21 protein-coding genes are annotated in these 20,671 nt (G+C 73.0%); 13 read left to right on the top strand and 8 right to left on the bottom strand.

Annotated features, from left to right (window positions below; genetic code table 11):
- Positions 1-23: 23 nt before the first annotated feature.
- Positions 24-1,058 (bottom strand): PHP domain-containing protein, encoded by a 1,035-nt coding sequence (locus ACGFZK_RS00705; protein ID WP_393846645.1) that lies wholly within the window; start codon positions 1,056-1,058, stop codon positions 24-26.
- Between the two features lie 58 nt (positions 1,059-1,116).
- A complete protein-coding gene (locus tag ACGFZK_RS00700) occupies positions 1,117-1,602 on the bottom strand; it encodes a MarR family winged helix-turn-helix transcriptional regulator (protein ID WP_393846644.1) in 486 nt (161 codons plus the stop codon).
- Between the two features lie 128 nt (positions 1,603-1,730).
- Here ACGFZK_RS00700 and ACGFZK_RS00695 point away from each other — a divergent pair, with 128 nt between their 5' ends.
- Together ACGFZK_RS00695 and ACGFZK_RS00690 are read left to right on the top strand one after the other, a co-directional pair.
- Positions 1,731-2,141, top strand: coding sequence for an organic hydroperoxide resistance protein (locus tag ACGFZK_RS00695; protein ID WP_030770995.1), 411 nt, complete (start codon positions 1,731-1,733; stop codon positions 2,139-2,141).
- A gap of 76 nt (positions 2,142-2,217) precedes the next feature.
- The gene (locus tag ACGFZK_RS00690; RefSeq protein WP_393846643.1) at positions 2,218-3,903 is read left to right on the top strand and encodes an FAD-dependent monooxygenase; all 1,686 of its coding nucleotides are present in this window, start codon (positions 2,218-2,220) and stop codon (positions 3,901-3,903) included.
- Between the two features lie 4 nt (positions 3,904-3,907).
- Here ACGFZK_RS00690 and ACGFZK_RS00685 read toward each other — a convergent pair whose 3' ends face one another.
- A complete protein-coding gene (locus ACGFZK_RS00685; protein WP_393846642.1) occupies positions 3,908-4,264 on the bottom strand; it encodes a DUF6204 family protein in 357 nt (118 codons plus the stop codon).
- 185 nt (positions 4,265-4,449) lie between these two features.
- Here ACGFZK_RS00685 and ACGFZK_RS00680 point away from each other — a divergent pair, with 185 nt between their 5' ends.
- Positions 4,450-5,727: a VWA domain-containing protein gene (locus tag ACGFZK_RS00680; RefSeq protein WP_393846641.1), complete on the top strand. Its 1,278-nt coding sequence runs from the start codon at positions 4,450-4,452 to the stop codon at positions 5,725-5,727.
- Positions 5,727-6,527: a hypothetical protein gene (locus ACGFZK_RS00675; protein ID WP_393846640.1), complete on the top strand. Its 801-nt coding sequence runs from the start codon at positions 5,727-5,729 to the stop codon at positions 6,525-6,527. The genes ACGFZK_RS00680 and ACGFZK_RS00675 overlap by 1 nt, the downstream gene beginning before the upstream one ends.
- Before the next feature lie 56 nt (positions 6,528-6,583).
- Here ACGFZK_RS00675 and ACGFZK_RS00670 read toward each other — a convergent pair whose 3' ends face one another.
- Positions 6,584-9,217: a serine hydrolase gene (locus ACGFZK_RS00670; protein WP_393846639.1), complete on the bottom strand. Its 2,634-nt coding sequence runs from the start codon at positions 9,215-9,217 to the stop codon at positions 6,584-6,586.
- A 229-nt stretch (positions 9,218-9,446) separates the two neighbouring features.
- Between ACGFZK_RS00670 and ACGFZK_RS00665 the strand changes: the two genes are divergently transcribed.
- Entirely contained in the window at positions 9,447-10,097 is a 651-nt protein-coding gene (locus ACGFZK_RS00665) for a lysophospholipid acyltransferase family protein (RefSeq protein WP_393846638.1), read from the top strand.
- An 80-nt stretch (positions 10,098-10,177) separates the two neighbouring features.
- A complete protein-coding gene (locus ACGFZK_RS00660; protein ID WP_393846637.1) occupies positions 10,178-10,414 on the top strand; it encodes a hypothetical protein in 237 nt (78 codons plus the stop codon).
- Positions 10,415-10,469: 55 nt separating this feature from the next.
- Here the strand turns inward: ACGFZK_RS00660 and ACGFZK_RS00655 are convergent, their stop codons facing one another.
- Positions 10,470-11,186 (bottom strand): hypothetical protein, encoded by a 717-nt coding sequence (locus ACGFZK_RS00655; RefSeq protein ID WP_393846636.1) that lies wholly within the window; start codon positions 11,184-11,186, stop codon positions 10,470-10,472.
- A gap of 255 nt (positions 11,187-11,441) precedes the next feature.
- On the opposite strand from ACGFZK_RS00655, the gene ACGFZK_RS00650 reads away from it, so the two are divergent.
- The 4 genes from ACGFZK_RS00650 to ACGFZK_RS00635 all read left to right on the top strand — a co-directional run bounded on the left by ACGFZK_RS00650 (position 11,442) and on the right by ACGFZK_RS00635 (position 14,846).
- Complete coding sequence (locus ACGFZK_RS00650; protein ID WP_393846635.1) at positions 11,442-11,858, top strand: YciI family protein; 417 nt, start codon at positions 11,442-11,444, stop codon at positions 11,856-11,858.
- A complete protein-coding gene (locus tag ACGFZK_RS00645) occupies positions 11,855-13,168 on the top strand; it encodes an RNA polymerase sigma factor (protein WP_393846634.1) in 1,314 nt (437 codons plus the stop codon). The genes ACGFZK_RS00650 and ACGFZK_RS00645 overlap by 4 nt, the downstream gene beginning before the upstream one ends.
- Positions 13,169-13,247: 79 nt before the next feature.
- A complete protein-coding gene (locus tag ACGFZK_RS00640; RefSeq protein WP_393846633.1) occupies positions 13,248-13,430 on the top strand; it encodes a hypothetical protein in 183 nt (60 codons plus the stop codon).
- Between the two features lie 261 nt (positions 13,431-13,691).
- Complete coding sequence (locus ACGFZK_RS00635; RefSeq protein WP_393846632.1) at positions 13,692-14,846, top strand: serine hydrolase domain-containing protein; 1,155 nt, start codon at positions 13,692-13,694, stop codon at positions 14,844-14,846.
- Between the two features lie 233 nt (positions 14,847-15,079).
- Here ACGFZK_RS00635 and ACGFZK_RS00630 read toward each other — a convergent pair whose 3' ends face one another.
- Entirely contained in the window at positions 15,080-16,618 is a 1,539-nt protein-coding gene (locus tag ACGFZK_RS00630; RefSeq protein ID WP_393846631.1) for an AMP-binding protein, read from the bottom strand.
- On the opposite strand from ACGFZK_RS00630, the gene ACGFZK_RS00625 reads away from it, so the two are divergent.
- The 3 genes from ACGFZK_RS00625 to ACGFZK_RS00615 all read left to right on the top strand — a co-directional run bounded on the left by ACGFZK_RS00625 (position 16,617) and on the right by ACGFZK_RS00615 (position 19,455).
- Entirely contained in the window at positions 16,617-17,363 is a 747-nt protein-coding gene (locus ACGFZK_RS00625) for a class I SAM-dependent methyltransferase (RefSeq protein ID WP_393846630.1), read from the top strand. The two genes, ACGFZK_RS00630 and ACGFZK_RS00625, sit on opposite strands and share 2 nt — an antisense overlap.
- Before the next feature lie 93 nt (positions 17,364-17,456).
- Entirely contained in the window at positions 17,457-17,867 is a 411-nt protein-coding gene (locus ACGFZK_RS00620; protein ID WP_393846629.1) for a rodlin, read from the top strand.
- Positions 17,868-18,189: 322 nt separating this feature from the next.
- Positions 18,190-19,455: a tryptophan 2,3-dioxygenase family protein gene (locus ACGFZK_RS00615; RefSeq protein ID WP_393846628.1), complete on the top strand. Its 1,266-nt coding sequence runs from the start codon at positions 18,190-18,192 to the stop codon at positions 19,453-19,455.
- 6 nt (positions 19,456-19,461) lie between these two features.
- Here the strand turns inward: ACGFZK_RS00615 and cynS are convergent, their stop codons facing one another.
- Both cynS and ACGFZK_RS00605 read right to left on the bottom strand, forming a co-directional pair.
- On the bottom strand, positions 19,462-19,932 hold the full coding sequence (gene cynS, locus ACGFZK_RS00610) for a cyanase (protein ID WP_393846627.1): 471 nt from the start codon (positions 19,930-19,932) through the stop codon (positions 19,462-19,464).
- Positions 19,933-20,017: 85 nt separating this feature from the next.
- The gene (locus tag ACGFZK_RS00605; RefSeq protein WP_393846626.1) at positions 20,018-20,644 is read right to left on the bottom strand and encodes a carbonic anhydrase; all 627 of its coding nucleotides are present in this window, start codon (positions 20,642-20,644) and stop codon (positions 20,018-20,020) included.
- Positions 20,645-20,671: the final 27 nt, after the last annotated feature.

Here is a 20,671-nt window from a genome sequence, read left to right as displayed (position 1 = left end):
GCGGTGCCCCGCCCGGACAGGGCCTAAGGCATTTTCCGGGTGCGGGTCCAGGTGAGGAGGACGTCGGCCGGCCAGGTGTTGATGACGCGGTCGGCCGGAACTTCGCACTCCACGGCCCTTTCGCAGCCGACCTGCTGCCAGTCCAGCTGGCCCGGGGCGTGCGCGTCCGTGTCGATCGCGAAGAACGTTCCGGCCGCCGCGGCGAGGCGCAGCAGCCGCCGGGGCGGGTCCAGCCGTTCGGGCCGGCTGTTGATCTCCACGGCGGTACCGCTCTGCGCGCAGGCCGCGAAGACCGCCTCGGCGTCGAACTGCGACTCGGGCCGGGTCCGGCCGGTGACCAGCCGCCCCGTGCAGTGGCCCAGTACGTCCATCAGGGGGTTGCGCACGGCCGCGAGCAGCCGCCGGGTCATCGCGGGCGAGTCCATCCGCAGCTTCGAGTGCACCGAGGCGACGACCAGGTCGAGCTGCTCCAGCAGCTCGGGCTCCTGGTCCAGGGAGCCGTCGTCGAGGATGTCGCACTCGATTCCGGTGAGCAGCCGGAAGGGCGCCCAGGTGTCGTTGAGCTCGGCCACCACCCGCAGCTGCTCGCGCAGCCGCTCCGGAGAGAGCCCGCGCGCGATGGTAAGCCGCGGTGAGTGGTCCGTCAGTACGGCCCATTCGTGGCCCAGTGCGGCCGCCGCCCGGCCCATCGCCTCGATCGGACTGCCGCCGTCGGACCAGTCCGAGTGCACGTGGCAGTCCCCGCGCAGGGCCGCCCGCAGCGCGGTGGCGGCGGGCGTGGCCGGCGGTCCCTCGGGGAGCGCGGCGGCCTCGTCCTCCAGCGCCTGCAGATAGGCCGGCACGGCCCCGCCGAGCGCTTCCCGGACGACCTGGGCCGTCTTGGGGCCGATGCCCTTCACGGCCTCCAGGGAACCGGCCGCGGCCCGCTCGGCCACCTCGCGCTCGCCCATCCGCGTGACCTCGGCCGCCGCGGACCGGAAGGCCCGTACCCGGTAGGTGGGCGCCTGCGCACGTTCCAGCAGGAAGGCGATCCGGTCCAGCGCCGCAACCGGGTCCATCGCATACCTCCCGCCTCCGCCTCCTCTTCCCGGACCCAGTGTCCGGCGCGGGAGGCGGCTACGCCTCTCCGGCCTCCCGGGGCACGGCGGCGTCGAGGGCGGCGGTGAGGCGGTTCAGGCGGGCCTGGAGGTCGAGGACCTCGGTGAGCTCGAAGCCGGTCGCGGCCGCGATCCGCCGGGGCACCTCCACCGCGCGGACACGCAGCGCGGCGCCCTCCTCGGTCAGGTGGGCGTGCACGGACCGCTCGTCCTCGGTGCTGCGCTCGCGGCGGACCAGTCCGGCCGCCTCCAGCCGTTTGAGCAGCGGCGACAGCGTTCCGGAGTCCAGTCGCAGGTGCTGCCCGATCTCCTTGACCGGCATCTCGCCGTGCTCCCAGAGCACCAGCATCACCAGGTACTGGGGGTAGGTGAGCCCGAGGTCCTTGAGGACGACCCGGTAGAGGCCCCCGAAGGCACGGCTCGCGGCGTTCAGCGCGAAGCAGATCTGGCCGTCGAGGCGCAGGAAGTCCTGGTCGGGGTGGGTCGCGGTGGGCTGCTCGGTCATGCGGTCCAGTGTACCCGGGAAGGACTTGCGAGGCATTGAATTGTGCACAACTGAATTGTGTGCTCTAGTAGTGGAGCGCGGCCGACCACCGGCCGCCACCACGGTTCATTTCTGCGAGAGGACCTCTCATGGACGCGCTCTACACCGCTGTCGCCACCGCCAACGGCCGCGAGGGCCGCACCGTCAGCTCCGACGGTCAGATCGACCTCGCCCTCGCCATGCCCCCGGCGCTCGGCGGCAACGGGCAGGGCACCAACCCCGAGCAGCTCTTCGCGGCCGGCTACGCGGCCTGCTTCGCCAGCGCGCTCGGCCTGGTCGGCCGCCAGGCAAAGGCCGACACCAGCGAGGTCTCGGTCACCGCCGAGGTCTCCATCGGCAAGGACGGCGCCGGCTTCGGCCTCGGCGTCACCCTGCGCGTCGAGCTCCCGGAATCCCTGGCCGGCGAGACGGGCGCCCTGCTGGTCAAGCAGGCGCACGAGGTCTGCCCGTACTCCCGCGCCACGCGCGGCAACATCGACGTCGACCTCGTGATCGAGTAAAGATGCCGGACACCCGGCGCGCGGCCACCATGGAGGGGCATCCACTCGTACGGGGGCCGCACGCCGGGAGGCGCCAGTGGCGCACACCTACGCAACGGACGTCCTGGTCGTCGGCGCCGGTCCGGTCGGGCTGACCGCCGCCGCCGAGCTGCGCAGGCGGGGTGTCTCCTGCCGGATCGTCGACCGGCTGCCCGGCAGGCTGCCGTTCGCGAAGGCCGTGGGCATCCAGCCGCGCACCCTGGAGGTGTGGGACCGGATGGGGATGGTCCGCGCCGCGCTGGAGGCGGCCGTCCCGATGCGGGGGCAGATCCTCTACGTCAACGGCGCCGAACAACCCCGTATCGACCTCTCCGTACCACCCGAGGTGCCCTACGGCTTCGCCTGCCTGCCGCAGTACGAGACCGAGCGCATCCTCGACGAGTTCCTGGGCCGGTTCGGCACCGCCGTCGAACGCGGCACCGAACTGGTGTCGTTCGGCCAGGACGCCGACGGCGTGACCTGCCGCCTGAACACCCCGTCCGGTGAGGAAGAGCTGCGGACCCGCTTCCTGATGGGCTGCGACGGCGCCCACAGCATCGTCCGCAAGGGACTCGGCCTCGGCTTCGAGGGCGGCGCCTTCGCCGAGGAGTACATGCTCGCCGACGTACGCGTCGACTGGGACCTGCCCTCCGGGTACGCCCTGCGCTGCATGCACCAGAACGGTGACGGGGCGGTCGACGACCTGCTGGTGTGCATCCCGCTGCCCGGCCGGGGCCGGTACCGCATGTCGATGATGGTCCCGCCCGAACTCTCCACCGCGCGGCAGGCCGTGGGCGAGACCGCCGCCGACGGCATCACCCACGGGCTGCAGAACGGCCGGGGGCCCGGCCTGGCCGACGTCCAGGCCGTGCTGGACCGGCTCTCACCGAAACCCACCACCGCCTACGACATCCGCTGGACATCGGTGTTCCGCATCAGCCACCGCATCGTGGACCGCTACGGCGACGGCCGGGTCTTCGTCGCCGGGGACGCGGCCCACATCCACCCGCCGACCGGCGCCCAGGGCATGAACACCGGTATCCAGGACGCCTGGAACCTGGCCTGGAAGATCGCCCTCGCGACCGAGGACGGCGCGGCCCACCCCGCCCTGCTCGCAAGCTACGACGCCGAACGGCGCCCCGTCGGCGAGGAGGTCGTCGGCCGCACCGTGCGGCACGCCGTCGAGGGGATGGAGAAGGACCCGGACGACCCGGCGACCCTGATGATGCGCGAGGCCCAACTCCTCGTCGGCTACCGGGGAAGCCCGATCGTGGACCCGGCGGGCAAGGGCCCGGGGCCCCGGCCGGGCGACCGCGCACCCGACTGCGAGGGCCTCACCGGCCGGATCACCGCCTACCCGCTGCGCCTGTACGACGTCCTGCGCGAGCGGGAGCACGTACTGCTGCTGTACGGGGCCGGTTTCGCGACCGGGCCCGGCCTGGAGGCCCTCGTACGCACGGCACTCCGGTCCTCCGGCGGCCGGCTGGAGGTCTGCGTGGTGCTCCCGGCCGACGCGGACCCGGACGCGGAAGCCGGCATCGAGGCCGATGGGACACCGCTGCCGGTGTACCGCGACGGACGGGGCGAGTTCGCCCGCCTCTACGGGGCCGGGGAGCCGACGGCCTTCGTGATCCGCCCGGACGGCTACCTCGGCGCCCGGCTCACCCCGCCCGCCCCCCAGCCGCTGGCCGACCACCTCGCGTCCGTCTTCGCCGCGACCGCGCCCGGGAACGCGCAGGACTGACCCGTCAGGCGCGGGCGGCCTCCCGGCGCTGCCGCTTGCCCAGCGGAGCCTGCGACATGTCCTGGGCCTGCGACTTCAGCTGCTTGAAGCCGTACCCCCGCTCGGCCAGCCAGCTCTCCGCCGCCAGCTCCGCGCGGGCCGTCGCGTCGAGGATGTCGTCCTCGGCCTCACCCGACTCGAGGAAGCGGAAGGTGAAGAAGGGCCGGGCCGCGATGTCGTACGAGAGGTGCCCCTCGGCGGTGAACTCCGCGCGCAGCATGTCGTGCTCGGGCGCGGCGGCGAGCAGCCGGGCCGTCTGCTCGTCCGTCAGGGAGTCGAACGAGCCGCGGACGGTGATCCGGAAGGTGCGAATGGTACTCATCCCGGGACCTTAGAACGGGTGGTCCGCCCGATGCACCCGGATATCCGCCGGTCCGGCCCGTCCCACTCCTCGCGGACGTCCTGCGCAGGGCCCCGTACAGCCCTGGACGGACGACCCCGCCACCCCGAAAGCCGAGGCCGGGCACCCGTTTTGGATTGCCGGACGATCCTCAATACGATCCGGCGATGATCACAAGAAAACGGCTGGCGGCCCGGGCGTGCGGCCTGCTCGCCGCCCTGGCCGTCGGGCTCTTCCCGGCGAGCGCCACCGCCGCCGACGGACCGACGGCCAAGGAACCCCCCAAGGTCGACCTCGTCCTCGACGTCAGCGGCTCCATGCGGGCCAACGACATCGACGGACAGTCCCGCATGGCCGCGGCCAAGCAGGCCTTCAACGAGGTCATCGACGCGGTCCCCGCCGAGGTGCGCCTCGGCATACGGACCCTGGGGGCCAACTATCCGGGGGAGGACCGGGCGCTCGGCTGCAAGGACACCAAGCAGCTCTACCCGGTCGGACCGCTCGACCGGACCGAGGCGAAGACCGCCGTGGCGACCCTCGCCCCCACCGGCTGGACGCCGATCGGCCCGGCCCTGCTCGGCGCGGCCCAGGACCTCGAGGGCGGTGACGCCACCAAGCGGATCGTGCTCATCACGGACGGCGAGGACACCTGCGCCCCGCTCGACCCGTGCGAAGTGGCCCGCGACATCGCCGCCAAGGGCATCCACCTGGTCATCGACACCCTCGGCCTGGTCCCGGACGCCAAGACCCGTGCCCAGCTCACCTGCATCGCCGAAGCCACCGGCGGCACCTACACCTCGGTGCAGCACAAGGCGGACCTGTCCAGCAGAGTGCGCCAACTCGTCGACCGCGCCGCGGACCCGGTCGTCAACCCGGTGGCGACCGAGGGCGCCAAGCAGTGCGCGGGCGCCCCGCAGCTGAAGGCCGGCCTCTACAGCGACCGCGAGACCTTCGGCGAACACCGCTGGTACCGGGTCGACGTCCTCCCTGGCCAGGAACTGCGCGCCTCGGTCAGCATCGGCGCCGACCGCGCCGTCAACAACGACTACGGCGTCCTGCTGCGGGCCACCACCGTCCACGGGCGCGAGATCGTACGCGGCTCGGAGGCGGGCGACGGGCGTACCGACGTCCTCTCCACCGGCCTGCGCTACCCGAAGGCCGAGAGCGACGGCGAGGACTCCGACGCCAAGCCCGTGCCGGAAACCGTCTGCCTCCAGGTCAGCAACTCCTTCTCCGCTCCCGCGACCGTCAAGACCACCCCGGGCATGCCCGTCGAGCTGACCATCGACCTGGTGGACGGACCCGACGAGGCCTCCGACGTGGCCGCCTTCGGCCTCGGGCGGGGCTGGTGGCTGCTGGCCGTGCTGGCGCTCGCCGGGCTGCTGGCCGGTCTGGTGTGGGGATGGATCTCCCGCTGGCGCATCTCCGTCTGGAGGACCAACTGATGCGTAGAGTAGGCACACTGACCGCGTCCCTGCTGGCCTCGGCCGCCGCTCTCACGGTGGCGGGTACGGCCGTGGGCACCGCCGTCGCGGACACGCCCTCGCCGAGCGCCACGGCCACCGCGAGCCCGGGTGCGGCCAAGGCCGAATCCGCTCCGACCGAGGCGGGCACCAGCTTCCGCACCGCCACGGCGTTCCGCCCCGGCCAGAAGGCCACGGCCGGCGCCTCCAGCGGCGACTACCTCTACTGGGTGATCCCGATCGACGCGCAGCAGCGCGCCACGGTGAAGGCCGCCGTCACGCTGCCCGAATCGGCCGCCCGGCACGGCGCCTCGACCTGGCAGCTCGACGTCTACGACGGACTGCGCCGCCGCCAGGCGTGCACCTACGGCAAGCAGAGCGCGGCAGCGGCCAAGGAGGCCGCCACGGTCGAACTGTCCTGCACCCTGCGCACCGTCCACGCCGGCGCCGAGCCGTGGGCCAACGACCCGCTGCCGGGCAGCTACTACGTACGGCTGACGGTCGTCGACCTGCCGGACGAGGACCTGGGACTGCCGGTGCGTGCGGCCGTCGAGGCCGAAGTGAAGGAGACCGGCGGCATCCACGCGGTGGACGGCACCCTCTCCACCCCGCTGGTCGCGGGAACCGTCACGGCGACCCTGCGCGAGCCGGAAGACGGCTGGTCCGGCGGCTGGTGGTCGGACCGCTGGATCTGGACCGCCGCCGGCGGAGTGCTCGCGGCCCTCGCAGGCCTCTTCGGCCACTCCCTGACGCGCGGCTCCGGCCGTCCGTCCCGGGCCTGAACGAACGGGAGGTCGCGGCCCCTCGGGCCGCGACCTCCCGCACGACCGGCCGCCGGCTAGCGGCCGCGGGTGAGCCGCGTCCCGAACGAGGGCTCGGCCAGGGCACCCTTGACCGCCACGGGCACGCTCCTCGTCCCCTCCCCGCTGCCGACCGTCAGCACGGCCACCTCGGAGCCGTCCTTCGCGGTGTGCGGCAGCGGTCCGGCGCCGACGGTGAGCGACACCTTCACCTGCTGGCCCGGTACGCCGATGATGTTCACGTCCTTGGTGGCCACCAGCGGCGTACGGCCACCGAGCCCGTCGTTCACGTACCCCACGAGGTCGCCCTTGCGGACCACCGGGACCGACGCCAGTGCCGTTCGCACCGCCTCGATGATCTTCTGGCTGTTCGCCTTCACCAGCGACAGGCTGTTCATGGCGTCCGGGTCCGGCCCGTCCACGCGCTGCTCCATCAACGTGCCGAGGATCAGCGGGGTCTCGTCGCCGATCGACTTGTACGCCGCCCACATCAGTGCTCCGCCGGCGGGCGTGCTGGAACCGGTCTTGATGCCCCGGACGCTGAGGCCCTGGACGGTGAGCAGGCTGTTGTTGTTCTCGATCCGCTGGGGCAACCCCTTGATGGTGGCGCTCGGCAGCGCGACGATCGCGCGGAACGCCTCGTCCTTCATGACGGCTTCGGCGAGCTTCAGCTGATCGGTGGCGGTGCTGACGGTGCCCGCGTCCAGACCGCTGGGGTCCGTGTACGTGGTGTGCTCCATCCCGAGCTCCTTGGCGGCGGCGTTCATCTTCTCGACGAACGCGGCCTCGGAGTCGGTGCCGGTGTCCCAGCGGGCCAGCAGGCGCGCGACGTTGTTGCCCGAGGGGATCATGAGCATCTTGAGCATGTCCTGCTGGCTGAACTTCGACCCGGCGGTCAGCCCCACGATGCGGGACTCGTGCTCGGAGTTTCCGTCCGCGACGGTCTTCGCGTCGACCGTGATGTCGGGACCGGGGTCGGTCTTGCGCAGCGGGTGGCCCTTCAGGATCACGTAGGCGGTCATCACCTTGGCGACACTGGCCGTCGGGACGGGCTTCTGCTCACCGAACGTACCGAGGTCGCCGGAGCCGGGGACGCGGACGGCGCCCTGGCCCTTGGCGGGCCAGGGGATGGTGAACTGCCCGTCGACGGTGCGGTCGGTCGCGGACGCGACGAGCTGCGGGGCGGGCAGGGGACGCAGCAGCTGCGCGCCGACGCCGGCGCCCGCGAGGAGGAGCAGGATCGGCGTCCATATCCTGACGCGACGCAGCGCGGTCCGGCGGGGGGTCTCCGTGGGGGGAGGGGTGTTGGTGAGCTCGGCCAGCAGGCCGAGCGGGGGGAGCGGTGCGGAGGGGGCGGGCGCGGGTGCCGCTGCCGGTGCGGATGCCGGTGCGGATGCCGGTGCCGGGAGGGCGTCGGGGTCCTTGAGCGCGACGAACTGGCTCGTCCGCTCGGCCTCCGGCTCCACGTCCCGCACCCACGAGGGCGCCTCCCGCGGCCCACCACCGGGCACGGGCCGAACGATGACCTGCGTCTCGTCGGCCGGAGCCTCACCGTCGGGAACGGCCTCGCTCCCGCGCTCCGCCGGCCCCGGGCCCTTGGCTTCGGCCTTCGGCTCGGATCCGGCCTTGGGCCGGGCGTCGGTGTCACCCTTGGCCTCGGGAACGGCTGCGCCCCTGGGGTCCTTGGGCTTGGCTTCGACCTCGACCTCGGCCTCGGGGCGGGCTGAGCCCTCCTGTTCGGCCTTGGGGCCGGTTTCGGCCTCGGCCTTGGAAACGGCTTCGCTCCCGGTCTCGGCTTGGCTCCGGTCGTCCGCCTCGGCCCTGGTGCCAGCCTTCGGCTTGGATCCGGCCTTGGGCCGGGCGTCGGTGTCGGCCTCGGAGCGGGATGCACCCCTTTGCTCGGCCTTCGGGCCGCTTGCACCTGCGGCTTCGGGAACGACTGCGCGCCTGGGGTCCTTGGGTTTGGCCTCGACCTCGGCCTTGGGGCGGGCTGAGCCCTCCTGTTCGGCCTTGGGGCCGGTTTCGGCCTCGGCCTTGGAAACGGCTTCGCTCCCGGTCTCGGCTTGGCTCCGGTCGTCCGCCTCGGCCCTGGTGTCAGCCTTCGGCTCGGATCCGGCCTTGGGCCGGGCGTCGGTGTCACCCTTGGCCTCGGGAACGGCTGCGCCCCTGGGGTCCTTGGGCTTGGCCCCGACCTCGACCTCGACCTCGGGGCGGGCTGAGCCCTCCTGTTCGGCCTTGGGGCCGGTCTCCGCCTCGGTCTCGGGTTCGGCCTGGCCCCGGTCCTCCGCCTCGGCCTTGCCCTCGGCGTCGGCCTTCGGCTCGGATCCGGCCGCGGGGCGGGCGTCGGTGCCGGCCGCGGAAACGGTTTCGTCCCGGGGCCCCGACTCGGCCTCCGGGTCGGCTCCGGCCTCGGGTCGGGCGTCCGTGCCGGACTCGGGGTGGGCTGCGGCTCCCCGTTCGGTCTCCGCCTTCGGTCCGGCGTCGGCCTCCTGTTCGGTTTCGCCGCCGGGCTGGGCCTCGGCGTTCGGGCCGTCGTCGGCGCCGGCGGCCGCCGGTCCCGCTTCGGTCATCGGCTCGGCGGACACCTGTTCCGGCTCCGCCTTCAGGACGGCGGTCCCCGCCTCGATCTCCGGGTCGTCCGAGGAACCGCCCGCCACCGTTACCGCCTTCATCCCAGCCCCGCCTTGCTGCTCACACCGTGCCGATACGTGCGGCGAGACCCCACGGGGCCTCGCCGCACTGCTAGATGCCCCCACGACCCCACTCGTTCCGCGCGCGGGATCTTGTGACCGTTCGGTCATATTCGGTGAGTACGCCTACTCATGACCGTGCCCGCCGCGCAAGCCGACCATGGACGCATCAGCAGCGCACCACCACCGCACCATCCGAACGGGGACGTCCATGCTCAGCCGAATCGCCGCCGCCCTCGTACCCGCCTTCGGGCGGCTGACCGTCACCGCCGACCTCGGGTCGCAGCCGGCCCCCGGCGTCATCCTGGTCGCCAACCACACCTCCCTCGCCGACCCGGCCGTCGTCGTCGCCGCGCTGCGCCGGCACGGCATCGAGCCGGTCATCCTGGCCACCAGCGGGCTCTGGCGCATCCCGCTGCTCGGCTCCGCGCTGCGCCGCGAGGGGCACATCGCCGTCCACCGCGGCACCGCCCGGGCCGCCGACTCCCTCGACGCCGCAGCCGTTGCTCTCGCCTCGGGCCGCAGCGTGATGCTCTACGGCGAAGGCGGCTTGCCCGTCCGCCGCGACGCGGGGGAGACGGCCCCGGGCCCCTTCCGCAGCGGACTGGCCCGGCTCGCCGCCGCGACCGGAGCCCCGGTCGTACCCGTCGGCCAGGCGGGTGCCCGCCGCCTCTGCTCCGGGAGCGGCGCCAAGCAGCTCGCCGGCGTCTTCACCGCCCCGCTGCGCAGGCCCTGCTTCCACGTGCACATCGGCTCGCCGCTCCAGCTGCCCGACCGGGTGCCGGAGGCGACGGACCGGGCTCGCGAGGCCGTCACCGCCGCCTGGCGGACCGCCGCGTTCGCCCTCGGGGAGGCGGCCTGAGGCGTGGCGGGGGACGCCGATCGGCCCCTCGGCACGTGTCGCCGAGCCCGTGACCGGTCACATCGTGCGACCGTCTCCGCATGACCGAAGGCTCGACACCTCACATGTCCCCGGCGCGCATCACCGTCCGGGGGGTGCAACCCGGAAACCCGCCCTTCCGCATCGTGGAGGTCGACGGCGAGTTCGTCGGCAGGGCGATGTCGATGACGGACGTGCTGTTGGTCGCCGCGGAGGTCGGGATCACGATCCACGACCTCGACGACCTGGACGTGGTTCGGTGGGTCGGCGGCGGCAAGTTCATCTGGACCACGCACTAGGTGGGTGTGTGGCCGATCAGGCCGGGCTCATCCGGCACGATCCGAACGAGACGGCCTAACGGGTGCTGTGCCCGAGGATCGCGTGGGCCGCGACCTCACGCTCGGCATCCGTGTCGATGAAGGACACCACCACCGGACTGCTGCCCGTGGGGCCGCCGGCCGTCGCGCGCAGTCGGTAGCGCTCGACGCGGACGGCGTCGCGGGCGAGTGGGCTGCCGCCCCTGAACAAAGACGCGGGCTTGGTGTCATTGGCGATGCGGAAGTCGGCCGGGCGCCAGCTGCCCGAGGCCGGGTCGAAGCGCTCCAGCAGGAAACCCGGGCCGCTGCCGGGCCGGACACCGGGTTCGCCGACCAGGATCTCCATCTGGAAGGCCACCAGCACGTGCCGGTACTCGGCGGAGTTGCCGTTCCGCAGGGTGACGGTGAACTCCTGCGGGGCGCCGCCCCGTACGAGCGAGAGCCGGCCGCCCGCGGTGTCGACCGCGACCGTGAGCCGGGTCGGGGCCGGGGGCGGGGTCGGCGGCGGTGTGGTCACCGTCCGGGTCGCGGGCGGGGCCGGAGGTGCGGAGGAGCCCGCCGGCGGGGAGGCAACGACCGAGGCCGAGGCCGAGGCCGAGGCCGCGGCCGAAGCCGAAGCCGAAGCCGAAGCCGAAGCCGAGACCGGCTCCGCGGCGCTGCCGGCCTTGTCCCCGCACCCGGTGTTGACCGCCAGCAGGACCGCGGCCACGGCCGCCGCGCTCATGGCCCTGCGGGGGCCTCGGGATACGGGCATCAGATCGGTCCTCCGGGTCGGCTTCGGCAGGAAGCTAGCAAGCCGGTCCCCCCGCCGACGAGGCCGATCGCGCTTCGACGCGGCGACGGTTCGGTCACGGCCGGGAGGTCCACTGAGCCGTGCGGGTGGCCCTCGGCCGAAGCCGTTGCGCAAAGCCGTGGCCGACGTGTCGAAATGGGAAGGACGGCTCCGACGTCCCCTGCGAAAGGCTCCCGATCCCGGAGCCGCCGCGCAGAACAGAAGGAGTGGCACCCCATGAAGTACATGCTGATGGTTCTCGGGAAGCAGGCCGACTACGACGCCATGGGCGGCGCGGCGAACATCGACAGCCCCGGATGGTCCGAAGCGGACCTCAAGGCGATGTTCGACTACATGGGCGCCCTCAACGACGACCTCGCCGAGTCGGGCGAGTGGGTCGACGGGCAAGGCCTGGCCGACCCCCGCCAGGCCCGCCTGGTCACCGCTGCCGGCGACGGCAGCCCCGTGATCTCCGACGGTCCGTACGGGGAGGCCAAGGAAGTGCTCGCCGGGTACTGGATCGTCGACGTCGCGGACTTCGACCGCGCCGCCGAGATCGCCGCCCGCGCCTACGCCTGCCCGGTCCCCGAGGGCGCACCCAACTACCCGGTCGTCGTCCACCCCGTCGACAGCCGCTCGGGGACCGAGATGTGACGACCGCCCCCGGGCCCGAATCCACCCCGGCGAGCGAGGACCTGCTGCGCCGCCTGGCGCCGCAGGTCCTCGGCGCGCTCGTCCGCCGTTACGGACACTTCGACGCCGCCGAGGACGCGGTACAAGAGGCCCTGCTGGCCGCCGCCCGGCAGTGGCCCGAGGAGGGCCGCCCGGCCAATCCGCGCGGTTGGCTGATCCGGGTGGCCTCCCGCCGGCTCATGGACCAGCTGCGCAGCGAGGACGCGCGCAGGCGCCGCGAGGAGACGGCCGCCGCGCTCACCCCGCGTGACGAGTTCGTGGCGCCGCCCCCGGGGGAGAGCCGGGCCCCCGCCGAGGACGACACCCTCGCGTTGCTCTTCCTCTGCTGCCACGCCGAACTGGCCCCCGCCGCCCGGATCGCCCTCACCCTGCGCGCCGTCGGCGGCCTCACCACCGCCGAGATCGCCCGCGCCCTCCTCGTGCCCGAGGCCACGATGGCGCAGCGGATCACCCGGGCGAAACGGCGTATCAAGGCCTCGGGGGCGCCGTTCGGCAGGCCGCTGGGCGGCACCGAGGCCGGCGGGGCCGGCCCGGAACACGCCGAACGGCTCGCCGACGTGCTCCACGTGCTCTACCTGATCTTCAACGAGGGCTACACCGCCACCTCGGGCGACGATCTGCAACGCGCCGACCTCGCCACCGAAGCGGTCCGCCTCACCCGCGCCGTCCACGCCCTGCTCCCGGCCGACGGAGAGGTGGCCGGCCTGCTGGCCCTGATGCTCCTCACCGACGCCCGCCGTGCCGCCCGCACCGCCCCCGACGGCAGTCTGATCCCCCTCGCCGAGCAGGACCGCACCCGCTGGGACCGCGCCGCCATCACCGAAGGCGTGGCCCTGGTCAGCGACGCCCTCACGCACACCGCGCTCGGCCCGTACCAGCTGCGCGCCGCGATCGCGGCCGTCCACGACGAGGCGGCGAGCGACGAGGACACCGACTGGGCGGAGATCCTCGCCCTGTACGAGGTGCTGATCCGCCTGGTCCCCGGCCCGGTGGAGCGCCTGGGCCATGCGGTCGCGGTGGCCATGGTGCACGGGCCACGGCGGGCCCTGGCCCTGCTCGACGTCCTGGACGAGGACGAGCGGCTGGCCGGCCACCACCGTCTCGAAGCCGTACGGGCCCACCTGCTGGAGACGGCGGGCGACCGGGCGGCGGCGCGCGCGGCCTACGCGAAGGCTGCCGGCCTCACCCTCAGCATCCCGGAGCGCCGCTACCTCCAGTACCGGGCCGCGCGCATCGCGGAAGGAGCGGAGGGAGCGGAGGGAGCGCAATGAGCGGGAACACCCCCGTTCCGGCCGTCCGCATGACGGACATGGTCCACCGTTGTCAGACGTGCCGCCTACTCTTGATCACGTGAGCCCGACCCCTGACGATCACCCGGTACCCGAGCGTTCCCTCGCCGAGATCAACGCCGACATCCGCTGCCTCTTTGCACGCGCCGAGGGCCGCCTCTCCGACGCGGAGCGGATCCGCCACGCCGTCCTGCTGGGCGAGTGGGCCTCGGCGATACGCGCCTCGGTCGTACCGGCCGCCTAGGGGGTGTCCGGGCGGTCTTCGCGGGCCCGTGCTGCCCGGCACGGCGCCTCCGCGCTGTCGTATCGCGCGAGTACGGCCACCTACGAGCTGCGATCGTCCGCCGTGCGAAGCACCGCGCCGGACAACCGGGCCGACCCGCGAAAACCGCCCGGACAGGGCCCAGACCCAACCGGGGCCGGTCGTGTCGGACCGATGAATCCGCCGCCCGACGGCAGTCTTCCCTACGAGCATCCGCGCGTACGAGAAGCGAGAAGGTGGACCATGAGCGACCTGCGCAGCCTCCTGGAAACCCACGTCGGTGACGGATCACTGCCCGGCGCGGTGGCCCTCGTGGCCCACGGCGACGACGTGGAGGTCGCGGCCGTCGGCTCGCTCGACACGGCCGGCGCCGCACCCATGGCCCGCGACACCCTCTTTCGGGTCGCCTCCCTCACCAAGCTCGTGACCGCCGCGGCCACCATGATGCTCATCGAGGAGGGGCTGCTCACCCTCGACGCCCCCGTGGCCCCCCGGCTGCCGGAACTCGCGGCGCCGACGGTCGTCCGCACCCCGTCCTCGCCGGTCGACGACGTGGTGCCCGCCGACCGCCCCCTCACCGTCGCCGACCTCCTCACCTCCCGCGCCGGGTACGGCTTCCCCACCGACTTCTCGCTGCCCGCCCTGGTCCCGCTGATCGGCGAACTGAAGCAGGGGCCGCCCCAGCCCCAGGACGTACCGGCGCCGGACGAGTGGATGGCGACCCTCGGGCGGATCCCGCTCCTGTACCAGCCCGGCGAGGCGTGGCTCTACAACACCTGCTCCGACATCCTCGGGGTGCTCATCGCCCGTGCGGCCGGACAGCCCTTCCAGGACGTCCTCGCCGAGCGCGTCTTCGAGCCGCTCGGCATGCGGGACACCGCGTTCGCGGCACCGCAGGGGCAGCTGCACCGGTTCGCGAGCTACTACCGGGCCGCTCCCGACGGCGGAGCCCTGGAACTCGCCGACGCGCCCGACGGCCAGTGGAGCAGCCTTCCCGCCTTCCCGTCCGGCGCGGGCGGGCTCGTCTCCACCGTCGACGACCTGTTCGCCTTCTGCCGGATGCTGCTCGCGGGAGGCTCGTACGGGGGCCGGCAGCTGCTCTCGGCGGACTCGGTGCGGCAGATGACCACCGATCACCTCACCGCGCCGCAGCGCGAGGCGAGCGACCTCTTCCTGGAGGGCCAGGGCTGGGGCTTCGGCGGCTCGGTCGACGTGGCACGCCGCGACCCGTGGAACGTACCCGGCCGGTACGGCTGGATCGGCGGCACCGGCACCGCCGCCCACATCGTCCCCGCCACCGGGACCGTCACGCTGCTCCTCACCCAGCGCCAGATGGGCGGTCCGGCCTCACCCGAGGTGATGCGGCAGTTCTGGACCTACGCCGCCGCACGGCCCTGACCCGGAGGCCGCCCCCTTGGGGGTGTCTTGCCCGCCGGACCGGGCTCGCCCGACCGACAAGACACCTCCCCAGGGCTGTCCCGCAATCCCAGGCGGGCGCGCGAGGCCGGCTACGGCACCTCGCCGCGTTGTCGGAAACGTCCAGATACGCCCAAAATGAGGACGTGCCTCCGCCTTGCGACGCACCGCATCTGACGCCGCGCGCTGATCCACCCGGGATGACGGGACAGCCCTTAGGCCCGCGCCGCCCACTCCCGCAGCAGGCGCTTGTCCGGCTTGCCCCGCGCGGTCAGCGGGATCGCCCGTTCCCAGAACACCGCTGTGGGCCGGTGCGCCGGGGCCAGGTCCTTCGCCACCAGGTCACAGGCCTCGGCGGCCTGCTCGGCGCCGAACGCGTACCCCGCCGCCGGCACCAGGAAGGCGCACACCTCCTCGCCGCTGAGGTCGCTGTGCCGGCCGACCACCACGGCCTGCGCGACCGCCGGATGCCGGGCGAGCGCGGCCTCGACGGGCACGCAGTACACGTTGTCCCCGTGGACCATCACCACGTCGTGGACCCGGTCGTCCAGGTACAGGTAGCCGCCGGCACCGAAGTGCCCGACGTCCCCGGTCCGCAGCCAGCCGTCCCGCAGCACCCCGGCCGTCAGCCGCGGCCGCCCCCAGTACCCGGTCATCATCGCCGCCGACCGCATCCACACCTCGCCCGTACAGCCGGGCGCCACCGCCGTGCCCCGCTCGTCGCGCACCTCCACCTCCACCCCCTCGACGGGCCGCCCCACCGAAGCGAGCAGCTCCGGCCGCCCGCCCACCGCCGCATCGTGGTCGGCGGCGGAGAGGCGGCAGATCACCGCCGCCTCGTTCGTGCCGTAGCCCTGCCGCCACCGGCCGCCCCAGCGGGTCACGGCCTCCCGCAGCCGTCCGGGGTGGACGGGCGAATCGCCGTAGGAGACCGCCTCCAGCCCCGGCACGCCGTGCGCGGTCGCCGGGTCGTCCAGCAGCCGGTACACCATCGAGGTCGTCAGGTACGTGGCCACCGGCTCCAGGCGCCGGCAGGCCGCCGCGAACTCCCCCGGGGAGAACGGTTCGAGGATCTCCACCCGGCCCCCGGCCCGCCACTGCTCCAGACACCGCCCGCCGGACCGCTGCGCCAGCGACGTGACCGACAGGTAGACCGACTCGGCCCAGGCCGCCGGCCGTACGGCGTTCCGCGCGGCCATCGCGGCGAAGGTGGAGGCGACCCCTTTGGGCCGCCCCGTCGTCCCGCCCGTGTACGTCACGCGCGCCACGTCCTCCTCCCGCGCCCGTACGGACACGGCCGCGGGCCCGTGGCCGGCGGCCCGGCGGAGCAACTCGTCCAGGCCGAGCCGGGGCGCCCCGGTGTCGGGCACCGGCACATCGTGCACGACCAGGTCCGGGCGGCAGTCGCGCAGGACGAAGTCCAGCGCGTACAGGGCCGGTCCGGCCAGCACCTGGGTCAGCCGCGCGCCCAGCAGGTGCGCGGCGATCCGTACCAGCAGCACCTCCGGCCGGTTCGAACCCGCCACGCAGGCCAGGCCCGAGCCGCGCCAGACCCCCGCATCGGAGAGCACTCCGGCCAGCCGGCAGGCCCCGTCGAGCACCTCCCGGAAATCCAGCACGACCGGGCCGGACCCGAGCGCGGGCTGCCCCGCGTACCGCTCCAACGCCCCTACCAGCGATGTGACGTACCGCGCGGCCACCATGTGCGACTGCCTCTCCGCGCCGCTCCGGGACACCGGCATCATGGACGCCATGACGAACGAATCCCGTGCTCGTTCCTTCAGCTCCGCGGCCGCACGCTACGCCGCACACCGCCCCGCCTACCCGCCCGCGCTCTTCGACACGCTGGCGGAGATGGCCGGCTTTCCGCTGGCCGGAGCACGGGTCGCCGACGTCGGGGCGGGAACGGGAATCGCCACCGCCCTCCTGGCGGCCCGCGGCGCCCGGGTGGTCGGGGTGGAGCCGGGGGAAGGCATGGCCCAGGAATTCCGGCGCCGCAACCCCCACCTGCCGCTGGTCCGCGCGGACGGCAACAGGCTGCCGCTGGCCTCCGGTTGCCTGGACCTGTTGACCTACGCTCAGTCCTGGCACTGGACCGACCCGGCCCACGCCGTCCCCGAGGCGCTGCGCGTGCTGCGTCCCGGCGGGGCGCTGGCGGTCTGGCAGAACGACCCGGACGTCGAGGTGGACTGGATCGCGGACCAGCAGAACCGGATCCAGGAGCGGTTCGGCCCGGGCTGGTACATCAACGAGCGCGCCCTCTCGCAGGAGGGGCTGCGCTTCACCGACCGCCGCCTGGCATGGTCGCGCCGCGTCCCGGTCGACACGCATCTGGCCAAGCTGTCCACCCACTCCCTCTTCCTCATCGGCGAGCCCGGCACGGACGCCTTCCTGGAGGAGGAACGGGGCCTCCTCATGGGCCGGTTCCCGGACGGATGGGTGGAGGAGCACTACGTCGTCGAGGTGAGCGTGGCTGTTCGGGGCCGCGAGACGCGATAGGGGCTGTTCGGGTGAAGCAGCGCAACCTGTGGTCGACCCGGCCGTTGATCAAGGTGCTTATCACCGTGCACTCGTGCGACAGAAGGACCACTGATGATCAAGAAGTTCATGGCCACCGCCGCCGCCACCGCGTCGATCGTCGGCGCGGGCGCGGCCATGGCCGCCCCGGCCATGGCCATCGGCAACGACAACGGGATCAACACCGTCAACGGCAACGGCGCCGTGCAGGCGTACGGCAACCAGAAGACCGCCGGTGACCTGAGCCCGCAGCTCGGCCTGGTCCAGGGCACCCTGAACAAGCCCTGCATCGGCCTGCCGGCGAAGGTCAACGCCCAGTCGATCCTTGCCCTGGTCAACGTCGGTGTCCAGGACATCAACATCCTGTCCAACCCGCAGAACCAGCAGTGCACCGAGAACTCCACCCAGGCCAAGGGCGACGAGCCGCTCTCGCACATCCTGGACAACATCCCGGTCCTCTCGGGCAACGTCTCGGCCGGCAGCTGACGCGGTCCCCTTCTGCGAGCCGGGGCCTCCGACGCCTGCGCGAGTGCCCACGGGGCCCCGGCTTGTTCCACCCGGATCCACGCTCCCACGGATCCATCTCCTCCACCGGCGCGCGTCGGCCGAGCGGCCGTCACGGTGGGCACCGACCGTATGTCCCAGAGCCTCCTGCCCGAGCGGGCCGGAGGCTCTGTTCGTGTCCCTGCCGTCCTTGTCAAGACACGAATGTTCGAGACGTGACGCACGGTGTTCCGATCATGCCCACTTGAATCTCCTGCTTCACCCGGACGGCGTGAGGCCCATCAGGCCCAGGAGGCGAGTGGCGATGAATGCGGAATTCGGAGAAGTGGACCGCTGGGCGGCCACCGGGCACGCGAACGGGGAGCTGGACGGAATCCACCTGGCCCGTACCGTCACGGAAGAGGTGCGGCGAACCGGGAAGCATTTCCTGCCGCAGTCCCTTCTTTCCCAGCTCGGTGAAATCCAGAACCGCCACGCCGTGGTCCGCCGCCCCTTTCTGCAGGCATTTCTCGACTGCATGCTCGACAAGCACGAGGGACGTTACGCAAACCGGACCTACCTTTCGCTGCCCCTGCTGGAGCTCCTTGTGGACGAGGCGGACGAAGCGCCGGATCCGAACCGGATGGCCACGCTGCTCATAGCCGACGTCATGCGCTTCGAGATCCGCTCGAAAGCCCTGTCCGGGGAATCCGAGGACAGGGATCCGCCGGACCCGGTGACCCTGCGCAAGCGACTCCGTCACGCCCTGCGGTTCGTGGCGGACGATCTCGACGCAGTGGATGCCGATGACCTGATGTCCCGGGCGTCCCAGGTGTCCTGGTCCGACTGGGCCGACGTCGCCGAGCTCCTTCCCCGGCCCGGCGCCGCGGAGGCCGGCCACTGGTTCGACGTGACGGTTCAGCCCGTGTACGTGCTGCACGACGAGTACTTCTTCATCAGGGCCCTCCAGGCCCACGAAATGATCTTCACGGCGATCGCGACGGACGTACGGACGGCGATCGAGGCACTGCGTGACGGCCGCCTGGAAGCGGCGGCGCACCAGGTGGACCGTGCCGCCGGCCTCTTCGACCGGGCCTCGGCGCTCTTCCGGATGGTCGCCACCATGCGGCCGGAACACTTCGAAGGGTTCCGGCAGTTCACCCAGGGCGCCAGCGCCATCCAGTCCGAGCAGTACAAGCGCTTCGAGATCCTGTGCGGCCTCCCGACCGCTCCGCGGCTGCGGTCGGAGGCCTTCACCAACGTCCCCGCCGTACGGGCCGAGGCCGAGGACGACGGCCACGACACGGTGGTCCGGGCCTATCTCGACCTCCGCCGCTCGGCCCGCTTCAGCGCGGCGGAGTGGAACCACTTCCGTACCGCGCTGGGCACGCTGGAGGAAAGGCACCAGCGCTGGAAGGCCACCCACCGGAGCCTCGCCGCACGCATGCTCGGCGACGAGCAGGGATCGGGTTACACCGCGGGCGTCCCCTACCTGGCCGAATGCCTGGACAACCGGCTCTTCTGGCAGCTCGGTGAGCGGCGCGGCGCCGGGTGCCCGACGGGTGCGTCCCCCGCGGGCGAGTGCGCCTGACGCCGATCAGAACGGGCGTGTGGGCAGGTACTTGCCGTCCATGGTGATGACGGCGCGCTCACCGCCCTCGGGGTCGGCGACCTTCCTGACGTCCAGCTTGAAGTTGATCGCGCTGATGATGCCGTCCCCGAACTGCTCGTGGACCAGTGCCTTCAGGGTGGTGCCGTAGACCTGCAGCATCTCGTGGAAGCGGTAGATCGTCGGATCGGTCGGGATACCGCCGGGGATGGACCCGCGGGTCGGGATCGTCTGCAGGAGCAGCGCCGCGTCCTCGTCCAGGTCCAGCCGTTCGGCGACCGCCTTCGCGGCGGTCTCGGGCAGGGCGTGCTGGCCCAGCAGGGCGGCGGTGACGAAGGCGACCGAGAGACCGGCCGCGTCGGCGAGCTGCTGCCAGGAGAGGTCCTTGCGGGTCTTGGCGTCGACGACGGTGACGGCCAGGGCCTGGCGGGCGGAGGGGTCGACCTGGGCGTGCGGCATGAAGGTGTCCTTCGGGGAGAGGGGAGAGGGGAGAGGGGAGAGGGGAGAGGGGAGAGGGGAGAGGGGGAAGAGGCGGGGGAGGGGGTCAGGCGGCCGTGGTGGGGCCGACCTCCGTGACACCGCCGGAGCGGATGTCGTAGACCCAGCCGTGCAGCGTGAGGGTCCCCGCCGCCTGCGCCCGGGCGACCGAGGGGTGGGTGGCCAGGTTCGCGAGCTGGGCGCGTACGTTCTCGCGGATCAGGGCGGCCAGCCGGTCGGGGCCGGCCCCGGCCGCGGTACGGGCCACCGAGGCGTGCGCATGCCGCAGCCAGCCCGCGACGGAGGCGGCGGTGCTCAGGTCGGCGCCCTCGGCCAGGGCGGTCATCGCCCCGCAGGCGGAGTGCCCGCACACGACGACGTCGCCGACACCGAGGACGGCGACGGCGTACTCGATGCTGGCCGCCACCCCGTCCGGGCCCGGTGCGTGGGCGGGGACCAGGTTTCCGGCGGTGCGGACGACGAACAACTCGCCCGGCTCGCTCTGGGTGATCAGTTCCGGCACCACGCGGGCGTCCGAACACCCGATGAACAGGGTCGCCGGCCGGTGTACCTCGGCCAGACGGGCAAAGAGCCCCGCCTTGGCCGGAAACACCTCGCGCTGGAAACGGGCGACGCCGCCGGCGAGATCGCCGGGGGTCTGCGTGGTCTCGGACCGCATGGTCTCGATCTGCATGGTCCCTCCCTCCGTGGGATGCGCCCC

This window comes from Streptomyces sp. NPDC048257, from assembly GCF_043201855.1.
Classification (GTDB): Bacteria; Actinomycetota; Actinomycetes; order Streptomycetales; family Streptomycetaceae; genus Streptomyces.
Note: the sequence above shows the minus strand (reverse complement) of the source record. Positions and strands in the feature narration are given on the sequence as shown.

Bases quoted from the DNA above. Each gene is read 5' to 3' on its own strand.
- ACGFZK_RS00670 (WP_393846639.1), bottom strand. From the start codon at position 9,217: ATGAAGGCGGTAACGGTGGCGGGCGGTTCCTCGGACGACCCGGAGATC.
- ACGFZK_RS00660 (WP_393846637.1), top strand. From the start codon at position 10,178: ATGACCGAAGGCTCGACACCTCACATGTCCCCGGCGCGCATCACCGTC.
- ACGFZK_RS00605 (WP_393846626.1), bottom strand. From the start codon at position 20,644: ATGCAGATCGAGACCATGCGGTCCGAGACCACGCAGACCCCCGGCGAT.
- ACGFZK_RS00695 (WP_030770995.1), top strand. From the start codon at position 1,731: ATGGACGCGCTCTACACCGCTGTCGCCACCGCCAACGGCCGCGAGGGC.
- ACGFZK_RS00685 (WP_393846642.1), bottom strand. From the start codon at position 4,264: ATGAGTACCATTCGCACCTTCCGGATCACCGTCCGCGGCTCGTTCGAC.
- ACGFZK_RS00615 (WP_393846628.1), top strand. From the start codon at position 18,190: ATGAATGCGGAATTCGGAGAAGTGGACCGCTGGGCGGCCACCGGGCAC.
- ACGFZK_RS00630 (WP_393846631.1), bottom strand. From the start codon at position 16,618: ATGGCGTCCATGATGCCGGTGTCCCGGAGCGGCGCGGAGAGGCAGTCG.
- ACGFZK_RS00650 (WP_393846635.1), top strand. From the start codon at position 11,442: ATGAAGTACATGCTGATGGTTCTCGGGAAGCAGGCCGACTACGACGCC.
- cynS (WP_393846627.1), bottom strand. From the start codon at position 19,932: ATGCCGCACGCCCAGGTCGACCCCTCCGCCCGCCAGGCCCTGGCCGTC.
- ACGFZK_RS00705 (WP_393846645.1), bottom strand. From the start codon at position 1,058: ATGGACCCGGTTGCGGCGCTGGACCGGATCGCCTTCCTGCTGGAACGT.
- ACGFZK_RS00665 (WP_393846638.1), top strand. From the start codon at position 9,447: ATGCTCAGCCGAATCGCCGCCGCCCTCGTACCCGCCTTCGGGCGGCTG.
- ACGFZK_RS00625 (WP_393846630.1), top strand. From the start codon at position 16,617: ATGACGAACGAATCCCGTGCTCGTTCCTTCAGCTCCGCGGCCGCACGC.
- ACGFZK_RS00700 (WP_393846644.1), bottom strand. From the start codon at position 1,602: ATGACCGAGCAGCCCACCGCGACCCACCCCGACCAGGACTTCCTGCGC.
- ACGFZK_RS00655 (WP_393846636.1), bottom strand. From the start codon at position 11,186: ATGCCCGTATCCCGAGGCCCCCGCAGGGCCATGAGCGCGGCGGCCGTG.
- ACGFZK_RS00620 (WP_393846629.1), top strand. From the start codon at position 17,457: ATGATCAAGAAGTTCATGGCCACCGCCGCCGCCACCGCGTCGATCGTC.
- ACGFZK_RS00680 (WP_393846641.1), top strand. From the start codon at position 4,450: ATGATCACAAGAAAACGGCTGGCGGCCCGGGCGTGCGGCCTGCTCGCC.
- ACGFZK_RS00635 (WP_393846632.1), top strand. From the start codon at position 13,692: ATGAGCGACCTGCGCAGCCTCCTGGAAACCCACGTCGGTGACGGATCA.
- ACGFZK_RS00675 (WP_393846640.1), top strand. From the start codon at position 5,727: ATGCGTAGAGTAGGCACACTGACCGCGTCCCTGCTGGCCTCGGCCGCC.